Annotated in this window: 30 protein-coding genes and 1 tRNA gene; 23 read left to right on the top strand and 8 right to left on the bottom strand. The window is 39.3% G+C overall.

All coding sequences use genetic code 11. The features are described from left to right. Positions 1–11: 11 nt before the first annotated feature. The gene (locus tag B5F18_RS05500; RefSeq protein ID WP_087156673.1) at positions 12–485 is read left to right on the top strand and encodes an acyl-CoA thioesterase; all 474 of its coding nucleotides are present in this window, start codon (positions 12–14) and stop codon (positions 483–485) included. Positions 486–503: 18 nt separating this feature from the next. Here the strand turns inward: B5F18_RS05500 and B5F18_RS05495 are convergent, their stop codons facing one another. Then, positions 504–794, bottom strand: a complete 291-nt coding sequence (locus B5F18_RS05495) for a hypothetical protein (protein WP_087156672.1) — start codon at positions 792–794, stop codon at positions 504–506. Next, positions 739–1,254, bottom strand: a complete 516-nt coding sequence (locus B5F18_RS05490; RefSeq protein ID WP_087156671.1) for a hypothetical protein — start codon at positions 1,252–1,254, stop codon at positions 739–741. The genes B5F18_RS05495 and B5F18_RS05490 overlap by 56 nt, the downstream gene beginning before the upstream one ends. Before the next feature lie 105 nt (positions 1,255–1,359). On the opposite strand from B5F18_RS05490, the gene B5F18_RS12585 reads away from it, so the two are divergent. After that, positions 1,360–1,521: a hypothetical protein gene (locus tag B5F18_RS12585; protein ID WP_204217080.1), complete on the top strand. Its 162-nt coding sequence runs from the start codon at positions 1,360–1,362 to the stop codon at positions 1,519–1,521. An 82-nt stretch (positions 1,522–1,603) separates the two neighbouring features. On the opposite strand, the gene B5F18_RS05485 is transcribed toward B5F18_RS12585, so the two are convergent. Then, positions 1,604–1,828 (bottom strand): chorion class high-cysteine HCB protein 13, encoded by a 225-nt coding sequence (locus tag B5F18_RS05485; protein WP_087156670.1) that lies wholly within the window; start codon positions 1,826–1,828, stop codon positions 1,604–1,606. Between the two features lie 100 nt (positions 1,829–1,928). Next, positions 1,929–3,296 carry a sodium-dependent transporter gene (locus B5F18_RS05480; RefSeq protein ID WP_087156669.1) on the bottom strand — a complete coding sequence of 456 codons (1,368 nt, stop codon included), beginning with the start codon at positions 3,294–3,296 and terminating at the stop codon, positions 1,929–1,931. A gap of 141 nt (positions 3,297–3,437) precedes the next feature. Here B5F18_RS05480 and B5F18_RS05475 point away from each other — a divergent pair, with 141 nt between their 5' ends. The 18 genes from B5F18_RS05475 (at position 3,438) to B5F18_RS05390 (ending at position 15,581) form a co-directional block, all read left to right on the top strand. Beyond that, positions 3,438–4,358, top strand: coding sequence for a S8 family peptidase (locus B5F18_RS05475; protein WP_087156774.1), 921 nt, complete (start codon positions 3,438–3,440; stop codon positions 4,356–4,358). A 65-nt stretch (positions 4,359–4,423) separates the two neighbouring features. Then, positions 4,424–4,768 (top strand): YlxM family DNA-binding protein, encoded by a 345-nt coding sequence (gene ylxM / locus B5F18_RS05470; RefSeq protein ID WP_087156668.1) that lies wholly within the window; start codon positions 4,424–4,426, stop codon positions 4,766–4,768. A gap of 3 nt (positions 4,769–4,771) precedes the next feature. Then, positions 4,772–6,118: a signal recognition particle protein gene (ffh, locus tag B5F18_RS05465; protein WP_087156667.1), complete on the top strand. Its 1,347-nt coding sequence runs from the start codon at positions 4,772–4,774 to the stop codon at positions 6,116–6,118. Positions 6,119–6,152: 34 nt separating this feature from the next. Further along, positions 6,153–6,398, top strand: a complete 246-nt coding sequence (gene rpsP / locus B5F18_RS05460; RefSeq protein WP_087156666.1) for a 30S ribosomal protein S16 — start codon at positions 6,153–6,155, stop codon at positions 6,396–6,398. Between the two features lie 23 nt (positions 6,399–6,421). Further along, on the top strand, positions 6,422–6,652 hold the full coding sequence (locus tag B5F18_RS05455) for a KH domain-containing protein (RefSeq protein WP_087156665.1): 231 nt from the start codon (positions 6,422–6,424) through the stop codon (positions 6,650–6,652). Between the two features lie 104 nt (positions 6,653–6,756). Further along, a complete protein-coding gene (gene rimM, locus B5F18_RS05450; protein ID WP_087156664.1) occupies positions 6,757–7,263 on the top strand; it encodes a ribosome maturation factor RimM in 507 nt (168 codons plus the stop codon). Continuing rightward, on the top strand, positions 7,263–8,060 hold the full coding sequence (gene trmD, locus B5F18_RS05445; RefSeq protein WP_087156663.1) for a tRNA (guanosine(37)-N1)-methyltransferase TrmD: 798 nt from the start codon (positions 7,263–7,265) through the stop codon (positions 8,058–8,060). The genes rimM and trmD overlap by 1 nt, the downstream gene beginning before the upstream one ends. 114 nt (positions 8,061–8,174) lie before the next feature. Then, entirely contained in the window at positions 8,175–8,522 is a 348-nt protein-coding gene (gene rplS / locus B5F18_RS05440; RefSeq protein ID WP_087156662.1) for a 50S ribosomal protein L19, read from the top strand. Between the two features lie 86 nt (positions 8,523–8,608). After that, positions 8,609–9,460, top strand: coding sequence for a ribosome biogenesis GTPase YlqF (gene ylqF, locus B5F18_RS05435; protein WP_087156661.1), 852 nt, complete (start codon positions 8,609–8,611; stop codon positions 9,458–9,460). Positions 9,461–9,494: 34 nt separating this feature from the next. After that, a complete protein-coding gene (gene lepB / locus B5F18_RS05430; protein WP_087156660.1) occupies positions 9,495–10,052 on the top strand; it encodes a signal peptidase I in 558 nt (185 codons plus the stop codon). After that, positions 10,045–10,809, top strand: coding sequence for a ribonuclease HII (locus B5F18_RS05425; RefSeq protein WP_087156659.1), 765 nt, complete (start codon positions 10,045–10,047; stop codon positions 10,807–10,809). Before lepB ends, B5F18_RS05425 begins: the two co-directional genes overlap by 8 nt. A 27-nt stretch (positions 10,810–10,836) precedes the next feature. Then, complete coding sequence (locus B5F18_RS05420; RefSeq protein ID WP_087156658.1) at positions 10,837–11,196, top strand: YraN family protein; 360 nt, start codon at positions 10,837–10,839, stop codon at positions 11,194–11,196. Positions 11,197–11,210: 14 nt separating this feature from the next. Further along, positions 11,211–12,059, top strand: coding sequence for a peptidoglycan editing factor PgeF (pgeF, locus tag B5F18_RS05415; RefSeq protein WP_087156657.1), 849 nt, complete (start codon positions 11,211–11,213; stop codon positions 12,057–12,059). Between the two features lie 21 nt (positions 12,060–12,080). Next, positions 12,081–12,998 carry a mechanosensitive ion channel family protein gene (locus B5F18_RS05410; RefSeq protein ID WP_087156656.1) on the top strand — a complete coding sequence of 306 codons (918 nt, stop codon included), beginning with the start codon at positions 12,081–12,083 and terminating at the stop codon, positions 12,996–12,998. Positions 12,999–13,070: 72 nt separating this feature from the next. After that, positions 13,071–13,143: transfer RNA gene (locus tag B5F18_RS05405), tRNA-Thr, on the top strand. Positions 13,144–13,482: 339 nt separating this feature from the next. Then, positions 13,483–14,352 carry a hypothetical protein gene (locus B5F18_RS05400; protein ID WP_242955810.1) on the top strand — a complete coding sequence of 290 codons (870 nt, stop codon included), beginning with the start codon at positions 13,483–13,485 and terminating at the stop codon, positions 14,350–14,352. A gap of 163 nt (positions 14,353–14,515) precedes the next feature. Further along, a complete protein-coding gene (locus B5F18_RS05395; protein WP_087156655.1) occupies positions 14,516–14,881 on the top strand; it encodes a hypothetical protein in 366 nt (121 codons plus the stop codon). Then, positions 14,874–15,581, top strand: coding sequence for a hypothetical protein (locus B5F18_RS05390; protein WP_087156654.1), 708 nt, complete (start codon positions 14,874–14,876; stop codon positions 15,579–15,581). The genes B5F18_RS05395 and B5F18_RS05390 overlap by 8 nt, the downstream gene beginning before the upstream one ends. Before the next feature lie 40 nt (positions 15,582–15,621). Here B5F18_RS05390 and B5F18_RS05385 read toward each other — a convergent pair whose 3' ends face one another. From B5F18_RS05385 to B5F18_RS05375, 3 genes are all read right to left on the bottom strand, one after another. Beyond that, the gene (locus tag B5F18_RS05385; RefSeq protein ID WP_087156653.1) at positions 15,622–16,800 is read right to left on the bottom strand and encodes a hypothetical protein; all 1,179 of its coding nucleotides are present in this window, start codon (positions 16,798–16,800) and stop codon (positions 15,622–15,624) included. Positions 16,801–16,916: 116 nt separating this feature from the next. After that, positions 16,917–17,534: a helix-turn-helix domain-containing protein gene (locus B5F18_RS05380; protein WP_087156652.1), complete on the bottom strand. Its 618-nt coding sequence runs from the start codon at positions 17,532–17,534 to the stop codon at positions 16,917–16,919. Between the two features lie 145 nt (positions 17,535–17,679). Next, positions 17,680–18,279 carry a helix-turn-helix domain-containing protein gene (locus B5F18_RS05375; protein WP_162607540.1) on the bottom strand — a complete coding sequence of 200 codons (600 nt, stop codon included), beginning with the start codon at positions 18,277–18,279 and terminating at the stop codon, positions 17,680–17,682. A 162-nt stretch (positions 18,280–18,441) separates the two neighbouring features. On the opposite strand from B5F18_RS05375, the gene B5F18_RS05370 reads away from it, so the two are divergent. Then, the gene (locus B5F18_RS05370) at positions 18,442–18,702 is read left to right on the top strand and encodes a helix-turn-helix transcriptional regulator (RefSeq protein ID WP_087156650.1); all 261 of its coding nucleotides are present in this window, start codon (positions 18,442–18,444) and stop codon (positions 18,700–18,702) included. 98 nt (positions 18,703–18,800) lie between these two features. Here B5F18_RS05370 and B5F18_RS05365 read toward each other — a convergent pair whose 3' ends face one another. Then, complete coding sequence (locus B5F18_RS05365) at positions 18,801–19,199, bottom strand: helix-turn-helix domain-containing protein (protein WP_242955814.1); 399 nt, start codon at positions 19,197–19,199, stop codon at positions 18,801–18,803. Between the two features lie 152 nt (positions 19,200–19,351). Here B5F18_RS05365 and B5F18_RS12580 point away from each other — a divergent pair, with 152 nt between their 5' ends. Next, positions 19,352–19,495: a hypothetical protein gene (locus B5F18_RS12580; protein ID WP_204217078.1), complete on the top strand. Its 144-nt coding sequence runs from the start codon at positions 19,352–19,354 to the stop codon at positions 19,493–19,495. 59 nt (positions 19,496–19,554) lie between these two features. Further along, positions 19,555–19,848: a hypothetical protein gene (locus B5F18_RS05360; protein WP_087156648.1), complete on the top strand. Its 294-nt coding sequence runs from the start codon at positions 19,555–19,557 to the stop codon at positions 19,846–19,848. Positions 19,849–20,057: the final 209 nt, after the last annotated feature.

The following is a 20,057-nucleotide window of genomic DNA, read 5'->3' as shown; positions in this document are numbered from 1 at the left end:
AGGAGAAAACTATGCAGGAAAAAAGAAAAGTGGCTGATTCCAGAGTGGAGACCATGCATTTGATTCGTCCGAACCATCTAAACAGTGCAGGAAGATTGTTTGGCGGTATCCTGATGCAGTGGATTGACGAGGTAGCAGGGCTTGTGGCGAAACGTCATTCCCGCTCCAATATTACGACTGCATCCGTGGATAATTTAAGATTTATCAAAGGAGCGTATCAGGGAGATACACTGGTTGTGATCGGATACCTGACATTTGTGGGAAATACATCCATGGAAGTGCGGGTGGATACTTATGTTGAGAATATTGCAGGGGAGAGGAGGCCCATCAACAGAGCTTATGTTACGCTGGTGGCTCTTGATGAAAATGATACACCAAAACAAGTTCCGGGACTCCTGATTGAGTCAAAGACTGAGATGGCAGAGTGGGAGGGCGCGAAAAAAAGGCGCCAGATGAGAAAGATGAGAAAAGAAGAAGGATTTTAGAAGGGGAATATATCCCCTTCATTTTTCTTTTGTTTGGGTTTTCATGAGTGATGATACCATGGCAATTGTCTGGTCGATCTGTTGCTTTTCAGCCTCAGATTTGCCCTCTTTCATTAAAGACAGAATCAGATCCATTTCCTCGGATGTAAAACGAACTCCCTTTTGGTTTGCCGCATGAATCAGAGCCATCATCACAGGAGCAAGAGATTTCCCGTTTTTTCCGCGGGTCTGCTCAGCTGCTTTTTTGATCAGCTCAAGTTTGAGAGGATCCAGGTTCTCCATCGCCGGGTGATTTATCCATTCGTTCATCTTCGGTGTCACCTCCTTTCTGGAAGTCTCCAATATCAGAAAACATAGAACTGTAAGTTTCAAACATTTCCTTGTCCTCAGGTTTCATCATACTCATGATCATGTCCATGGGATTTGCATTTTCCTCAGACTGCATATGTCCAATCAAGTCCAGCATCTGCATCATCTGTGCAGCCTGTTCCAGGGCGGCAGCTGTCTGCTCGGGCAAATAAGGCCGAATTTCTTCCAAAATGGAGAAAAAAGAGGGGGGAGCCGGAGGTAGAGACTGCGTATGCATAGCTTTTATGGGAAAAGACAGGACCGTAAGCGTATGCTGAAGCTCCTGAAACTTGATGTAGATGCCAAGCATTTTTTGATAAGAAGGAGGGAGATACGGGAGAAACAATTTCATCATCCGTAGAGAATCATCCGTAGTTTCAAGATCAAAAGGAGTCATTGGGTATGTCTTGTTTTCTTTCATAGAGCTCCTCCTTCCTTTGATAATACTGAATCATATATATGTATAAAAAGGCCAAAATATGAAATCCTCATATAATAAAGAGAGAAAAGAGAGGATTGAAAACATATGAAACGAAAATTGATCATTGATGGAAATGCTGTTTTTGAGCTGGACGAGGAATGTATGTTGAAAAAGCAGCTGGATGCGGAAAAAAATATGGAGGATACCAAAAGAGAGACGAGGAATTTGAAAGAGTGGAAAGAAACTTATTATAACCATCGAAGATAAAGGAAAACGGCTGCAGCTTGAAAAGCTGCAGCCGTTTTCTTTGTTTCATCTGTTAGTTGATCAGTTGTTTCCTATTCTGTTTCTAGCAGCATCCATTGTTGAATGTGTTGCCGCATCCGCCACAGAAGATCAGCAGAAGGATGATCCAAAGACAGCTGTTGTCTCCACATCCGCCGAATCCGCTAAATCCACTGCCGCCGCATCCGCCGCAGCAAGCCAACAAAAGAATGATCCAAAGACAGTTGTTTCCTCCGTTAGAAGCTGTTTCGCATCCACATCCACAGTTTGTTGCAGTTAAATCACTCATTGTAAAACCTCCAGGTTTAATGTTTACAATGTATCATATGTAGAAGGGCTTGCACAAGTTTCCGAAAAATTTATGTTTTTTCTGCTGAGGAAATCTGCACTTAAAAAAACTTGTCTTTGATTCCGATTGCAAAAAGAACAAGGACAATGACTGGAAGAATATAGGTAAAGTACCCTCTCATCCATTTTGCCACCTTTAAGCCTTTTCCAGTGTTGGCCTCATCTGTATAGTTTTTCCATCCCCATCCATATCTGGACACGCAGAAGAGCAGATATACAAAGGAGCCGAGCGGAAGAAGGATATTGCTTACAAGGAAATCCTCCAGGTCCATGATCGTGGACCCCTTCCCAAATGGCTGGAAGGAGGAGAAAACATTATATCCGAGTACACAAGGAAGGGAGAGGAAGAACATTGCGATTCCGTTGATAAAAGCTGCCTTCTTTCTTGTACATCCGGTCAGGTCCATGCCGCACGAGATGATGTTCTCAAACACAGCAAGCACAGTGGAGAATGCCGCAAACGCCATAAAGATAAAGAAAAGGCTTCCCCACAATCTTCCAAGAGGAATATGATTAAAAATATTTGGCAAAGTCAGGAAGATCAGACTCGGTCCGCTGTCTGCCTCCACGCCAAAGGAAAAACATGCCGGAAAGATGATCATTCCGGATACCAGAGCTACAAAAGTGTCTAAAATAGCCACGTTCACTGCTTCGCCAAGAAGTGCTCTCTCTTTTCCGATATAGCTGCCGAAAATGGCCATAGCGCCGATACCAAGGCTTAGCGTAAAGAATGCCTGGTTCATTGCTCCTACAATGGTGGTGCCGATACCAATCTCTTTCATTTTTTCAAAATTAGGTGCCAGATAAAATTGGAGGCCTTCTTTTGCTCCATCCATAAAAACGCTGTTTACTGCCAGCACAACCATGATGACGAGCAGTGCGATCATCATCACTTTTGTGATGCGCTCAAGTCCTTTTTGCAGTCCAAAAGAGCAGATCCCAAATCCCAAGATGACTACAATGAGCATCCAGAAAACCATCACTTTCGGCTGTCCGAGCATATCGGAGAAGATGGAGGATACTTGTTCTGCGTCAGCATTTACAAAATGTCCGGTTGCAGTCAGGTAGAAGTAGTGCAGCATCCATCCGGAAACTGTTGTGTAGAACATCATCAGCAGATAATTGCCAAGGAGCGCCACATATCCATGAAGATGCCATTTTTGGCCTTTCTTTTCCAACACATTGTACGCCTTGACCGGACTTTTGCGGCTGGCACGTCCGATTGCAAATTCCATACTCATGATCGGAAGACCAAGGATGAGCAGGAAGAAAATATAAAACAGGACGAAAGCGCCCCCTCCGTACTGACCTGCCATGTATGGAAATTTCCATACATTTCCAATACCTATAGCACATCCTGCGGAGAGCAGAATGAAACCAAGGCGGGAACCAAGTTTTTCTCTTTCCATAAAAATAAATCTCCATTCTTTTAGATTTGTATTTCACACAGATATACTGAATTTAAATACGTCAACAGTATATTAAAGAAGGATTATGATTGTCAATCCATCTTTGTGAGGAATATGATAAATGAAAAAGGTTCGAAATATATGAGACGTGTAAAACAATTGGTAGGATACTGGTGTCAGGATATTGTAAAAAATAGATATATTGGAAAACATATAGGGATTGCAGTGCTTGACACAGGGGTTGTAAAGCATCCGGATTTAAATGGAAGGATCGTGCTGTTCAAAGATTTTCTTGACGGGAGGAGGGACCCTTACGATGACTGTGGACATGGTACGCATGTGTGCGGGATTCTGGCAGGGAGCGGGCGAATGTCAAACGGTGTGTATGCAGGTATGGCACCGGAATGTGATTTGATCGCACTAAAAGTGCTGGACAAAAGTGGAAATGGAGAAATGAAGGATGTATTAAAAGGGATAGAATGGATTTTGGAGAATAAAGACCAGTACCATATCCGCATTGTAAATATTTCGATAGGTACACTTCCAAACAGAGAGGATAGTATGGAGAAAAGGCTTTTAAGAGCAGTAGAGCGGCTTTGGGATGCAGGCCTTATCGTTGTCACGGCGGCAGGAAATTACGGGCCGGGAAAAGGAAGCGTGACAGTGCCTGGTAGCAGCAGGAAAGTGATAACAGTGGGCGCCAGCGATGATGAAGAGCCTTTATACCCACAGAAAAATACGCGGAAAAATTATTCTGGAAGAGGCCCGACGCAGGAATGTATTTGCAAACCGGATTTGTCTGCTCCGGGGTCAGGTATTTTTTCATGTAATGCTGAGTATAGGAAGACCCAAAAAGCGTATGTGCGAAAAAGCGGCACGTCCATGGCAACTCCCGTGGTGTCAGGAGCGGTCGCTTGTTTCTTATCCAAATACCCGGATGCATCCAATGTGGAAGTAAAATTGAAACTCAGGGACAGCTGTGAAGAGATTGCAGGTGATCATAAACAGCACGGATGGGGAATGCTACATGTGGGGAAGTTGATGCAGTATGAAAAATTTTAAAAGGTGTAAAGAAAAAATACTTGACAGGAAAAAGCGTATGGTATATGATACCAAAGGTGATAGAAATGAATGAACTTTTAGAGCAGTCGCTTTTATACGACTTTTATGGTGAATTACTGACAAAACATCAGAAAGAGATTTACGAACAGTTTGTCATGGAGGATTTGTCGCTGGGGGAGATTGCCGCTGAAAAAGGTATCAGCCGTCAGGGGGTCCATGATTTGATCAAACGGTGCGTAAAGACGCTGGAAGGATATGAGGAAAAATTACACCTCGTGAAAAAGTTCTTATCTATCAAAGAGAAAGTACACCGTATTGACAGTTTGCTGGAGGAATACCGAAGTCAGAAGGACGAGGTATTGCTTGTGCAGATAGAAGAAATCTCGGCAGAGATCATAGAGGAGTTATAAAGTATGGCATTTGACAGTTTGACAGAAAAACTTCAGAATGTATTTAAAAACTTAAGAGGAAAAGGCAGACTGACAGAGGACGATGTCAAAACAGCACTGAAGGAAGTCAAGATGGCGCTCCTGGAGGCAGATGTAAACTTTAAAGTGGTTAAAAGTTTTGTAAAAGATGTACAGGAGAGGGCGATCGGGCAGGATGTGATGAACGGTCTGAACCCTGGTCAGATGGTGATCAAGATCGTAAACGAGGAGCTTGTAAAGCTGATGGGTTCCGAGACGACGGAGATTGCCCTGCAGCCTGGAAAGGCGATCACAGTCATCATGATGGCAGGACTTCAAGGTGCCGGTAAGACGACGACCACAGCAAAGCTTGCAGGGAAGTTTAAGCTGAAAGGAAAGAAACCTTTGCTTGTAGCCTGTGATGTATACCGTCCGGCAGCAATTAAGCAGCTGCAGATCAACGGGGAAAAGCAGGGAGTGGAAGTATTTTCCATGGGAGAGAACCACAGGCCTGCAGATATAGCGAAGGCAGCGCTGGAACATGCAGTGAAAAATAACAACAATCTTGTGATCCTGGATACAGCGGGACGTCTTCACATTGACGAGGACATGATGCGGGAACTTCAGGAGATCAAAGAAACTGTGGAAGTGCATCAGACTATTCTCGTGGTGGATGCCATGACAGGTCAGGATGCGGTCAATGTTGCCTCAACATTTAACGATAAGATAGGCATTGACGGAGTCATAGTCACAAAGCTGGATGGCGACACGAGAGGTGGTGCTGCGCTTTCCATCAAGGCTGTGACAGGAAGACCGATTCTCTATGTGGGAATGGGTGAGAAATTATCTGATTTGGAACAGTTTTATCCGGACAGAATGGCCTCAAGAATTCTTGGGATGGGGGATGTACTCACTCTGATTGAGAAGGCCGGACAGGAGATGGATGCAGAGAAAGCCAGAGAGATGACCCAGAAACTCAAGAAAGCTCAGTTTGATTTTGAAGATTTCCTTGAGAGTATGAAACAGATGAAAAAAATGGGTGGTCTTACAAGTATCCTTGGCATGATGCCAGGCATGGGTGCACAGCTTTCCGATTCCGATGCGGAGAACGGAGAGAAAAAGATGGCTCAGATGGAGGCTATGATCTATTCCATGACCGTGGAAGAGAGAAGGAATCCTTCCCTTTTGAATCCGTCCAGAAAGCACAGGATAGCAAGGGGTGCGGGAGTGGATATCTCTGAAGTCAACAGGATGGTAAAACAGTTTGAACAGTCCAGGAAGATGATGAAACAGCTCCCTGGAATGCTGGGTGGTAAATTCGGTAAAAAGGGTAAATTTAAATTTCCTTTTTAAATAAATGATCATCATATTTAAGGAGGTGAGTGAGATGGCAGTAAAAATCAGATTGAGAAGAATGGGACAGAAAAAAGCTCCTTTCTATAGAATCATTGTGGCTGATGGAAGAGCTCCAAGAGATGGTAAATTCATCGAAGAAATCGGAACATATGATCCGAATCAGGAGCCAAGCGCATTCAAAGTTGACGAAGAAGCAGCGAAGAGATGGCTTAACAACGGAGCACAGCCTACAGAAGTAGTAAGCAAAATTTTTAAAGCAGCCGGTATTGAAAAATAGTACCCGGGAGGTGCTCAAAGAGTATGAAAGAATTAGTTGAAGTCATTGCGAAAGCATTGGTAGACGATCCGACGAGCGTTGTTGTCAATGAGCGTACAGAAGGGAAAACAACCATTCTGGAGGTCCATGTGGCGGATTCCGATATGGGAAAAGTCATTGGAAAACAGGGAAGGATTGCAAAAGCGATCCGTTCTGTTGTAAAGGCAGCGGCAGCAAAGGAAGAGAAAAAAGTTGTAGTAGACATATTACAGTAGAAAAAGGGGGATGTTTCAGCATCCTCTTTTTTCTTCTATAGGAAAATCCTTTTGTTTTGAATATACAGGATATCCGCCAGGTTAGGCGGAGAAAGCGAGGAAAAATGGAAGACAGATTTCAGGTGGGAGTGATTTCCTCCACCCACGGTATCAGAGGGGAAGTGAAGGTATTTCCGACAACCGATGATGCCGCGAGGTTTAAAGCATTGAAAAATGTGCTGTTGGATACAGGAAAAGAACAGATTGCCTTGGAGATTGAGAGGGTGAAGTTTTTTAAACAGTTTGTCATCGTAAAGTTTAAAGGCATCGATAATATAAATGAAATTGAAAAATACAAAGGCAAATCTCTTTTAGTCAAGAGAGAGGACGCAGTCCCGCTGGAAAAAGATGAATATTACGTGGCGGACATGATCGGGATGGATGTGGTTACTGAGGATGGGCAGCATTTCGGGAAGTTGAAGGATGTGATGCCGACAGGAGCCAATGATGTGTATGTGATCATGACGGACGACGGCAAGGAAGTGCTCTTTCCGGCCATCAAACAATGCATTCTGGATGTGAATGTAAAAGAGGGACAGATGACAGTCCATATCATGGAGGGATTGCTGTAATGAATTTTCATATTATGACACTGTTTCCGGATATGGTAAGAGAGGGACTGCACACGAGTATCACAGGGCGGGCAGCTGCAAAAGGCCTGCTTTCTATAGAGGCTGTCAATATCAGGGATTATGCATTTAATAAACATCAAAGTGTAGATGACTATCCATACGGAGGCGGAGCAGGGATGCTCATGCAGGCAGAGCCGGTTTACCAGACCTATCAGGCTATTATGGAAAAGATTGCCTATGAGACAGCAGGAGACGGGGCAGGCTGTGAGGAGCCGGAACAAAAAAAAGTCCGGGTCGTATATTTGTCTCCACAGGGGCGGACATTTGACCAGAAGATGGCAGAAGAGTTTGCAAAAGAGGAAGATTTGATTTTGTTGTGCGGACATTATGAGGGAATCGACGAGCGGGTTCTTGAGGAAATAGTCACAGATTATGTTTCTATCGGCGACTATGTGCTCACAGGAGGAGAGCTTCCGGCTATGGTCATGGTGGATGCGATTTCCAGGCTGGTTCCGGGAGTATTGCACAATGATGTATCCGCAGAGTTTGAAAGTTTTCAGGACAATCTTCTGGAATATCCGCAATATTCCAGACCGGAAGTCTGGCATGAAAAAAAAGTGCCGGAAGTTCTGATGTCGGGTCATCATGCGAACATAGAAAAATGGCGCAGAGAACAGTCGGTCATCCGAACAGCGAAAAGGCGGCCGGATCTTCTTTGGAAGGCAGAGCTTACGGAAAAAGAGAAGGAACTTGTAAAAGAATATCTCCCAGAGAAAGAAACGTGGAAATCTCAATAAAAGGCTTGCCAATGCAGGCAGAATATGATAAAATGCGAATGTTGTGAAAGAAAACAGATGGTCCTCTGGTACAAAATATGTATTAAGAACGTCGGAATATGAAGGAGGCACACAATGAACGAAATCATCAAAAAAATCGAGGCAGAACAGTTAAAAGCAGAAGTACCACAGTTCAATGTAGGAGATACTGTAAGAGTACACGCTTTGATCAAAGAAGGAAACCGTGAAAGAATCCAGGTGTTTGAAGGAACTGTTTTGAAAAAACAGGGCGGAAGCACAAGAGCTACATTTACGGTAAGAAAGAATTCCAACGGAATCGGAGTAGAGAAAACTTGGCCATTACATTCCCCACACGTTGTAAAAGTGGATGTTGTAAGAAGAGGTAAAGTAAGAAGAGCGAAACTGAACTACTTAAGAGGACGTATCGGAAAAGCTGCTAAGGTAAAAGAATTAGTAAAATAAGAATGAGGGAAGGGACAGATACAGACAATGTATATTGTCCCTTTTTGATATCATAGAGTATTTAACAGGGAAAAGGAGAGAAAGGCATGCATTTTCAGTGGTATCCTGGTCATATGACAAAAGCAAAACGTATGATGCAGGAAAATATAAAACTTATTGATCTTGTCATAGAACTGGTGGATGCGAGGGTGCCGATGAGCAGCCGGAATCCGGATATTGATGAACTTGGTAAGAACAAGGCAAGATTGATACTTTTGAACAAGGCAGATCTTGCGGAAGATAAAAAAAATGAAGAGTGGCTGCAATTTTTCCGGGAAAAAGGATATTCTGCCGTCACTGTGAACTCCAGAAAGGGAGGAGGAATGAAATCCATTCACAGTGTCATTCAGGAGGCATGCAGAGAGAAGATTGAGCGTGACAGAAAAAGGGGAATTTTAAACCGTCCGGTACGAGCTATGGTTGCAGGAATTCCAAATGTAGGAAAGTCTACGTTTATCAACAGCCTGGCAGGTAAGGCTTGTACAAAGACAGGAAACCGTCCCGGAGTGACAAAGGGAAAACAATGGATCCGTTTGAACAAGAATGTAGAGCTTTTGGACACGCCGGGAATCTTGTGGCCGAAGTTTGAGGACCAGGAGGTTGGAAGAAAACTGGCATTTATCGGTTCTATTAAGGATGAGATTCTCAACAGTGAGGAGCTGGCTGCACAGATGATAGGCTTTATGGAGCAGCATTATCCTGGTGTTCTGGAAGAAAAATATGGTATCCAGGAAACGGAGGATGCATACGCTTGCCTGAGTGCAATAGCAAAGAGCAGACATTGTCTTTTAAAAGGGAATGAGTTAGATACAAAAAAAGCTGCTGCGCTGTTCATCGATGATTTCCGGGATGGAAGGCTTGGAAAAATTACGCTTGAATTTCCGGAGGAATATCAATAAAATAGAACTAAGACTGGAAAAGAGGGATGTATGGATGCCAGAAGAGACAGAAAAGAAGACAGATATAAAACGGGAAGTGATAAGCTGGGTCATTTACCTGGCAGTGATTGTTGCGTTGACTTTTTTCATTGTGACATATGTGGGACAGAGGACAAGAGTGAGCGGGCAGTCTATGGAGAATACACTTCATGATGGTGATAATTTGATCGTGGACAAGATTTCCTATCGGTTCCGCGATCCGAAGAGATATGAAATCATTGTATTTCCATATCAGTATGAGAAGAATACATATTATATCAAGAGAATCATCGGACTTCCGGGTGAGACTGTTCAGGTCAAAGATGGATATGTGTACATTGACGGAGAAAAGTTAGATGAACATTATGGAAAAGAAGTCATGAATTCGGCAGGGATTGCAGAAAATCCGATCAAACTTGGCGAAGATGAGTATTTTGTACTGGGCGATAATCGGAATCACAGTTCGGACAGCAGAGATCCAAGCGTTGGTGTTCTGCACCGGAAGGATTTGATCGGGCGCGCGTGGGTTCGGATATGGCCACTGGATAGTATAGGAGTGATACAGCATGAGTAAAAACAAATCGATTGCTGATATAAAGAAAGAATTTGAACAGGCTGACAGCGCAAAGCTTTGTATGTTGTATGAACAGTACGGCGAAGATGACAGGGCTGGCGTTGCCAGCCTGATTGCTAAATACAAAAAGATGCAGGAAAAGCAAGGGGAGGAGCTTTTGCGTCTGGAGAAGATGTGCTGCTATGAAAAAAGGTATGAGGAATACGGGGTCATATGCGGTATTGATGAGGTTGGTAGAGGCCCTCTTGCCGGTCCTGTGGTGGCCGGGGCTGTCATTCTGCCCAAAGGAGAGAAGATTTTCTACCTGAATGACTCCAAAAAACTTTCTGCAAAAAAAAGAGAAGAGCTTTACGAAGAAATCATGGAAAAGGCGATTGCCACCGGAATTGGAATGGCGAGTCCTGCAAGAATCGATGAGATCAATATTTTGCAAGCAACATATGAGGCGATGCGCCAGGCCATAGCAAATCTGAATGTAAAGCCGGATGTGCTTTTGAACGATGCAGTGACAATCCCGGATATCACGATGATGCAGGTCCCGATCATCAAAGGGGATGCAAAGAGCGTTTCGATTGCTGCGGCAAGTATCATCGCAAAAGTGACAAGAGACAGGTTGATGGAACAGTATGAAGAAATTCTTCCGGGATATGGTTTTGCATCTAATAAGGGATATGGAAGTGCGGAACACATCAAAGCATTGAAAGAACTTGGACCGACACCGATCCACAGAAAGACATTTATTAAAAATTTCGTGTAAGTTTCCATCCGATGTGCCAGTAAAAAGATGGAGAATAAAAATAAAAGACAAATCGGAACATGTTATGAAAAAATGGCGGCCACATATCTGCGGCAAAAGGGGCTTGAAATTGTTGTATGCAATTACAGATGCAGATTTGGAGAGATAGATATCATTGCGAAAGAGAAAGATGTGATCGTATTCTTTGAGATCAAGTACAGAAAAGATGCGGACAAAGGACTGCCGCTGGAGGCTGTGACAAAAAAGAAACAGCGAATAATTTCCAGATGTGCGGCAGCATATCTTGGGCATACAAGGTGCACAGATTGTGCGGTACGGTTTGATGTCATCGGAATTTTGGGAGAAGAGATCGTGTGGCTCAGGAACGCATTTGAATACCAGGGATAGCAAGGAGGGGAACAATGGAAAAATTTCACTATAAAGATAATAGAAAAATCTTTCATGAGAATCGTAAAGGAGATGTTTTATATCTTACCTTTCCGTTGATCGAGGAAACCAATGTTGTCAGACATGGATTTTCCACAAGGATCGGCGGCGTCAGTCAAGGAATATATGCGAGTATGAATTTAAGTTTCCAAAGAGGGGACGATGAGCATGATGTGAGAGAGAATTTTAAAAGGATTGCGGCAGCGATTGGAGTGAAAGAAGAGGAAATTACGTTTTCCAAACAGACGCATACTGCAAACGTGCGGGAAGTTTCGTTGGAGGACAAAGGAAAAGGGCTTACAAAGCAGATGGATTACGATAATGTAGATGGCCTGGTGACCAATGTTCCGGGCATTTGCCTTGCCACATTCTATGCGGACTGTGTACCTCTTTTCTTTGTGGATCCCAAAAAACGGGCAATTGGGCTGTCGCACTCCGGTTGGAGAGGAACTGTAGAAAAAATAGGGAAAAGAACAGTGGAAAAGATGTCCCAGTTATATGGGAGCAGAACGGAGGATATTTATGCCGCGGTAGGGCCGTCCATCTGCCAGGATTGTTATGAAGTGACAGGAGATGTCATAGAAGGATTTCAAAAGAATTTTCGGGAAGAATACTGGAAAGAACTTTTTTATAAGAAAGAAAATGGAAGATATCAGTTAAATCTTTGGAAAGCAAATGAGTTTGTACTGCGGGAGGCAGGGATTTTAGAAGAGCATCTGGCAGTCACCAATCTTTGTACGTGTTGCAATCCGGAACTTTTGTTTTCTCACAGGGCATCGTACGGAAAAAGAGGAAATCTTGGAGCATTTCTTCAGTTAAAGTAAAAATACGAAAGAAGGTGTTTTATGAACCAGATACTATTTTTTTTGGCTGATCTTGAGAGTGGCGATACACTCAAAGAGACGGCTGAGGCGGTTGAGGAAGTGACTGGTGAAGTCACCAGCCAGGTTGGACAACTGCAAAAATATGTCAATGACCATATCCCGGATTTGATTGCATTTGGAATGAAAATTTTGTTTTCTATTATTTTCTTCCTGATCGGGATGAAGATTATCAGTATTTTGAGAAAAATGGTGAGAAAGTCACTGGAGCGTTCCAACGCAGATGCCGGCGTAAAACAGTTTGTAGACTCATTTTTAAAAGCAGGTCTGTATGCGCTCCTTTTGATCATGATTGTGACCAGCCTCGGTGTGGAGCCTGCCTCCATTGCAGCTCTTTTGGCATCCGGAGGTGTAGCCATAGGTCTTGCCCTGCAGGGAAGTCTTTCCAACTTTGCAGGAGGGGTTCTTATTTTGCTGTTGAAACCATTTGTGGTAGGAGACTATATTATTGAGGATACGAACAAAAATGAAGGGACAGTAAAGGAAATCCAGATTTTCTACACCAAACTTGCAACCGTGGACAATAAGACGATCGTGATTCCAAATGGAACACTTGCCAACACCAGTCTTACCAATGTGACAGCCAAAGATGAACGCAGACTTGATCTGACTGTAGGAATCAGTTATGAGGCGGATTTGAAAGCGGCAAAAGAGACGATAGAGAAAATTTTGAGAGAAGACGAATCGGTCCTTCAGACAGAAGAGCTGATCGTGTATGTGGACAGCCTGGCAGACAGTGCTGTGATGATCGGTTCCAGATGTTGGGTTAAGACAAATGAATATTGGCCTGCAAGGTGGAGGATTCTTGAAAAGATCAAATTAACGCTTGATGAAAATGAGATTGTAATTCCTTATCCTCAACTCGTTGTTCATCAAAAATAAAAGAAAAGGGAAGAAAGTAGTTGCATAATCACAAGTTTATGATATAATAGTCGTTGTGACATGCAGTTACAAGCTGGAATAGCTCAGTCGGTAGAGCACTTCACTCGTAATGAAGGGGTCGAGGGTTCAAGTCCCTTTTCCAGCTTTAAAGAGAAAACACCGCAATCTCAAGGAATCCTAAGGATTTCAAGAGGTTGCGGTGTTTTTGTGTATAGTATTCTAAAAGAGAGATTTGTTAAAATGGAGCTAAATTTGCTGAGATTTGCTGAAAAAAAGTAGTCAAAAAAATAGTCAGAATAGCTAGAGATCAAAATAGGTTTTTAATTTGTGTATTGAAACTCAGTATGGTTGTATTTGAAATTGAGGTTTTTACTAAATATAACAAAAATGTAGAAAACTGCGTAATTTATTACTTATTTATAGCTTTTTATTATTATATCAAGTATAATCAGAATAAAGATATACATAGGAAAAGAGTGGTTATATGCAGGAAAAAAATTATTTAGAGTATTTAAAAAAAACAGTAATAGCTTATCCAGATAAAGTTAAACGGCATTTGATAAAAAAATTTATTGAGGAAGGGATTGCAACGAAACAAGTAGATACATCTGGACAATTATACTTGGATGGGATGGAAATTGTAGATATTTCCGAAAAAGTATTATCAGACCAGTTTTTAGCTTGTTTTAATCAAAGTCAGCGCGCACGTCAATATTTAGAAAAATGGGAGTTTTTGAAAGACTACAAATATTCAGTTATTTTTACTTGTAATGATTTTTCTGCTGTTTTAAAAAAGGTAAAAGAAATTTCTCCTTCTAAAGATTGTTACGAAAATGAGTACGTTTATACTTCGTTTATAAGACCAGTCACATATGCTCAAGAGGGTTACTTTTTTTTGAAATTTAATTTAGCGTATGCAGCCATTCATCCTTTGACACAAGAAGAGTTTTTAACTAAATATCCATTTTTAGTGGTTTTTCATGAGAAAGGTGAACTAATAGAATTTCGTTTTGATGTTTTAAAGAGAGTATTTTTGTCTGATAAAAAAGAGGTAACCATATATTCTAGCTTAATTGATGAAATGATAGATTATTTGAAGGAACATTTTGAGTGTGATTTAATTCCTTTGGACTTAGATTTTATGCTTAATGTATGTAAACATGATGAAACCGTAAAGTTAATTGCTCAATCTATGATATTACCTAGTGGAGGAAATGCGCAGCTAGAAGTTGGAAATAATCAAGAATATGTACTTCCTTTTATTGGAGAACTTCGATCATTACTAAACGATAAACAAGCTGAGCTAGAAAAAGTACCTGATTTTAGAGTGGCAATAGAACAATTTATGTTTTAAATGGAAGAGATGTCTGATTATCCTTGGATCGAATTGTTATGGGAAAATGAAATAAAGACCAGAAGTAATCATATTAAATTGATTACTAACTATATGAATAAATCATATTCTTTAATTCAATATTATTATAGTAACGTGCTAATTGGAATGGAGCGGATGAATTATGTTATTGAATACATTATCAGCCATAGAAATGACGATACAGCAAAAACTGAATAAGAACGTAGATAATACCGCTTTAATTAATTTCTTTAGAAATTATAAGAAAAATATGTGGATTTATCCAGGGGTTTTAAAGAGAAAATTTTCTCTATCTATTTCAGAAATTTATGATTTTTTATCAGCATTAGAAGAACAAGGAATTTTACAAAGTTATTATGAGTTATATTGTAGTAACTGCCAAAAATCTATGGGGGTTGTGCGATTATTTAATGAATTACCGGATTTTTTTGAGTGTGAACTTTGTCATTGTGAACTTTCAACATTAGAAAATTCATTTTTAATATATTTGGTGGTACGTGATGATTAATCTTGAAGAACGAGAAATTTCTAAAGCATTGAATATACTTAATTCTCTTTCTGATGAATTTAGATATGAAAAAATTTGTCAATTAAGCGATTGTCAAATACATACTTATAAAACTTTACTTAATGAATTTAAGAAATTTCATTTTATATCATCTGAAGATAAGGCGGTTAAAAATTCACATAATTTAAAGGGAGATGCTTTAGAAAGGCTAGTATCATATCTGTTGTCTATTTCTGGAGGAATTTTTTGTGTAGATACAAATTTGAGAACCTCAACAAATGAGATAGATCAAGTTATTTCTTTAACGCCAAAAGGGAAAATTTTATTAGGGAATCATATAATTGATAAAAGATTGAAAACTTTTATAGGGGAATGTAAAAATTACCAAAAAGCAGTTAGCGTTACATATGTAGGAAAATTTTGTAGCTTACTATTGACAAATCATATAAAATTAGGGATTTTATTTTCATATCATGGTATTAGTGGAACAGGATGGAATAATGGTGCGGGATTGATTAAGAAATTCTATCTTCATAAGGAAAGAATAGAAGATAGATATTGCATAATTGATTTTTCTATTAAGGAATTTGAATCTATTCTTGAAGGGAAGAATCTTTTACAAATTATAGATGAACAGCTTAAATCACTACAATTTGATACTGATTATTCAAGATATTTATCAAAGCATCCAGCAGAATAGAAAAAAATTAAAAATGTTTATCATTAGACATTTAGTTTCTCTATGATTCCCAATACTGTTTATTTCTAAAGAGTGAACAAAGAGTGTAAGTTGGATGTGAGTGACTGCAGTGTTTAATGATTATACGACAACGCTTAGGCTTTTTCGCAATAAACTCGGAAACACATAAGTTGGAATTCAATTTTTTCTTAAAGTAATACCAAACACGACTTCGGATCTTCAGGATATCGGAGTCTTTTTTTATGATTGATTCAGAAGAGAGCTTTGACAATATAAGTTGAAACTCAGAATCCTGGAAAAATTCTCGTGTAAATTTTTGATCATCAATTTTAATGTTGTAGTCATTAAAACAGCATAAGAAAGGTAGAAGCATGAGTGTAGTCCAGGAATTGAAAGTTGATGCAAAGACAGCAATTTTATAAGGATAAAATTGTAAAAGTGCTTGTTCATAGCGCCCATACATCTGATAAAAATCAAGAATATAAGAAAAGATAATTAGGACGGTCAATAAGAAAAAAATAATCGAAAAATGATGTTTTGGTAGTAGGTTGATTGCTTGTAACAAAAATAATACAGCTATACTCCAAAGAATAAGTAGTAAAGAGAGGTCATTATACCAATGTCTGTGACGAAAAAGGGAATATGAATATATAAAAAATGGGCTCCAAAATAGAAAATAAGATGCAAGTAAAGAAACTACGATGGGAATAAGTTCAGACTGTAGTAGATTTTTATTTATAAAAAGAAGGGGACAGAGATATAACACAAGTCCAAAAGGTATGATGACTTTGGAATGTACTTCCCTTTTAGAACGTTCCCAATCAAATTTCAATAATAGTGAGATCATTTCAACCATACGTTCTTTTTTCTGTAAAAATTCTTTTGAAGACATAGAGGACAGATTAGTTTGGATCTCGTCCATTTCTGCCCATAAATGTTCATCTTTCAAATAATCCAGTTTTATTTGGAATGGATAGTTTCCAGAAGGGTGCAACCCGTAACTGTTCAGATTTACCTTTAATTCAGTAAAAACAGAACCGATTGTTCTTTTATCGGATTTATATAATTTGACAGAGATATCCTTCAGGCTTTTTCTCCATTCAGCTCGGTTATTGGTAATGTGCTGCAGATAATTAGATTTGTTTTTTGATATCCATTCAATCAATGCTACAATGACAGCAGAGGATAGAAGGATATTTAATAATTCAGATGTAGTCATAGGTTTTTCTCCTTTGCATCTTAATATAGAAACCATACCGAAATTCGGTACGCTTATTTATAATAGAATAAATTTTAAAGATAAAAAATTATTTTCGGAAGGCTGAAAAGTATTTGCTATTCTTTTGGATTTTGTATAGAAGTACTTTTTTCTCCTTTTTTGATTAAATCAACCATTTGTCCAACTATCCATCGTTTATTCATTAGGGAGAGAGAATGATAGTATTTTAACAGTTCTTCTTCCTCATCTGTGAGTAATGCAACGTTAGGAAAAAGGGAAACAATTTCATTCCAGGATGGAGATGTTTTACCTGTATGATTGTTCTTGTACTCTAATCCCAGTAGATAATCAGCGCTAACATGGAAAATTTGTGTAAGTTTGATCAACATATCAGCTGGAGGAATTCGCTGATCATGCTCATAGAAGGAAATCATCTTGGGAGTCAAAAAAAGTTTTTGAGCTAGCTCGTATTGTGTCAGATGTTCCTTTTCTCTTAAACAGCGAATTTTTTGACCTAAAGTAAAAGCTGAAGGTTCGGATATATCGTTTTCTTCATAAGGCTCAATACCTAATAATTGATCTGTAGACACATGAAACAGCTCAGCAAGTTGTAAGAGTGTATCTAAATCGGGTGAACGACGGTTTTGTTCGTACATTCCTATTGTACTTGTAGAAAGATTCAAGTAGGTTGCCAGTTCTTCCGTGTATATTGATTTTTCATTCTCAACTTGCAAATCATATTCCCTATCATATGAAAACCTCCAGGTATAAAAGTTAAGCTTTCAGTCAGTGTGCAAATCAGGTGTACCGAAATTCGGTACACCTTTTATAAAGTAAATCTAAAACTACGAATAGATTATTGGCGTTTAAAAAAATTAATTATTTCCCCATAGCCTTTTTAGATTCAGAATCGTTTTCTTCAGATCGCTTGATTAAATCGATTATCTGTCCCATAATCCAACGCTGATTAGTAAGCGATAATTGATGATAGTAGTTCAAGATATCTTGTTCTTCAGCTGTTAGTGCTGCAGTATCGAATTTTGAATCTGCTGGAATTCGACCCAGAAGAAAATCTGTAGATACGTCAAAATAGTCCGCAAGTTTTATCAATATTTCCATATCAGGTTTTCTTTTATTGATTTCCAAGTTTGTGATTGCCTCACGGCTGATTCCAATATACTTGGCTAACTCGTGTTGAGAAATTCCTTTTTCTTTTCGTAAATGAGAAAGAATTTTACAAAAATGTTGACCATTTGAAGAAAGAGAAGAGGGAATATTCATTGTTTCTTCGGCGAGCAATTCGTCAATGGAGATTTGGAAATATTTCGATATGAGTAAAAGTGTCTTTATATTGGGCTCAATGGAATTTGACTCATATTTTGAAATATTGGATTTTGATGTATCCAGTTTTATAGCAAGTTCACTTTGAGTTAATCCGTTGTTTTGTCGTAATTCTTTTAGTTTTGCACCAAATGTCATAATCTGTACCTCATATATTCTCTTGATAAGTTTCATTATAAGGTTTCAAAAAATGAAATCAATGAAGGTTTCCAAAAATGAAAATATCTGTTGACAAATTCAAAAAAAGAAACTATGATAAAATCAAAAGGTTTCCAAAAATGAAACAGAAAGGAGGAACAGATGGTAACAACAGTACGAGTGTTTCGCGAAAGCAAAGGGCTTAAACAGGAAGATTTTGCGGCAATCATACATACATCAAAAGTAAATTATAGTAAAAAAGAAAAAGGATCTGTGAAATTCTCTTTAAATGAGGCAAGAGCAATTTCCAATAACTTTGGAGAATCCATAGAGCAAATTTTTTTTGCACATGAAGTTTCCAAAAATGAAACAAGAGAAAAGAGAAATAAAAGATGTACCGAAATTCGGTACGAGAAAAGATGACGTTTCAGAACTTGAAAGTAGAAAGTAAAAGGAGATGTGTGAAAAATAAAAACCCCGGTAATTAGAAATTACCAGAGCTATAGAAAGGAAAAGATGTATTAAAGTGATTGTTCGGAATGAGGAGATTTTTTCGTTTTACCGCTGACGTCAAGGAAAGTATTGATCACATGCTCCAATGCAAGTAAATCTTCTTCATCTAAACGGGCAAAGGTTTTAAAGAGGTTTTTATGAAACTCATTTTCACCAGCCATGATGCGGTCGATTGTTTCCATGATTTCATCATCAGAGTCTAAAAACATTTCACCCTCACCTGAATCCAACCAGGTGTAGTTGACATTGAATTCACGACAGATTGATTTTTTCATATGTTCAGTAAGGTTACGATGACCTGATTCTATGCCAGATATTGTAGTTTTAGCAACCCCTATTCGTTCTCCAAATTTTTCCATAGTTAAATCACAGGCTTTTCTTATTGTACGTACTCGTTCATTTTGCATCAAGAACAATACCTCCTTTAAACAAAACTATAGCATAAAAGTAAAATAAAAACAATAAAATGTACGCAATGCGAACAAAAAACATTGAAAAAGTACTATAAGAGTATTAATATGTACTCAAATGAAACAAAAAAGAAAGAGAGGCGACAAATATGACGAAAGAAGAACGTAAAGAATTCATCGAGAAATTGATAAAAAAGTTTATAAAGTTACCAGAGTCAGAAAAGTCTTTTGTGGCCGGATATATGGCAGGAAAAGAAGAAGAGAGAGCTAAATGGAAGAAGAAAATGGCATGAGATAAACGGGATGAGAGCGTACCGAATTTCGGTACAAAAAGTAGAAGGGAGTGAAATATATGTCTGATCAGGAAATTATGGAAGTGGTAAATAGAATTGCAGACGCAGTGAAAAAGAAGTCGCTCCCAGAGTTCGGGGTAGGAGGCGTTCCAATGCAAGTAGCGGAAAAAGTATTGGGAATGAATCGAACAACGATTTTAAATCTGATGGAAATTGGTCAGTTGGATATCGGAATTGTAACAACAGCTGCCAGAAAAAAGGGAGTGCGATCATACCGGAACTCTTATATTAGTCCGAAAAAATTCTATGAATTGACAGGATATATCTGGAAAGGAAAAGAAACGAAAAAATAAAATGTACCGAATTTCGGTACGGTACGAGGAGAGGGGGATTCATGTAATGGCAAAAAAATATAAAAAACGAGCAGATGGTCGTTATGCAACTACAGTGGTATTGTACTGGTCAAGCATTTTTGTAACACTTTGTTCGATAAATATCTAACTGTAACGGGCCTCCATTGGTGTTAAATAATTATTGTAGGAATGAGGCCGAACATAATTGT

This window comes from Lachnoclostridium sp. An181 (genome assembly GCF_002160325.1).
Classification (GTDB): Bacteria; Bacillota; Clostridia; order Lachnospirales; family Lachnospiraceae; genus An181.
The sequence above is the reverse complement of the archived record's forward strand: the minus strand, read 5'-3'. Positions and strand labels throughout refer to the sequence as shown.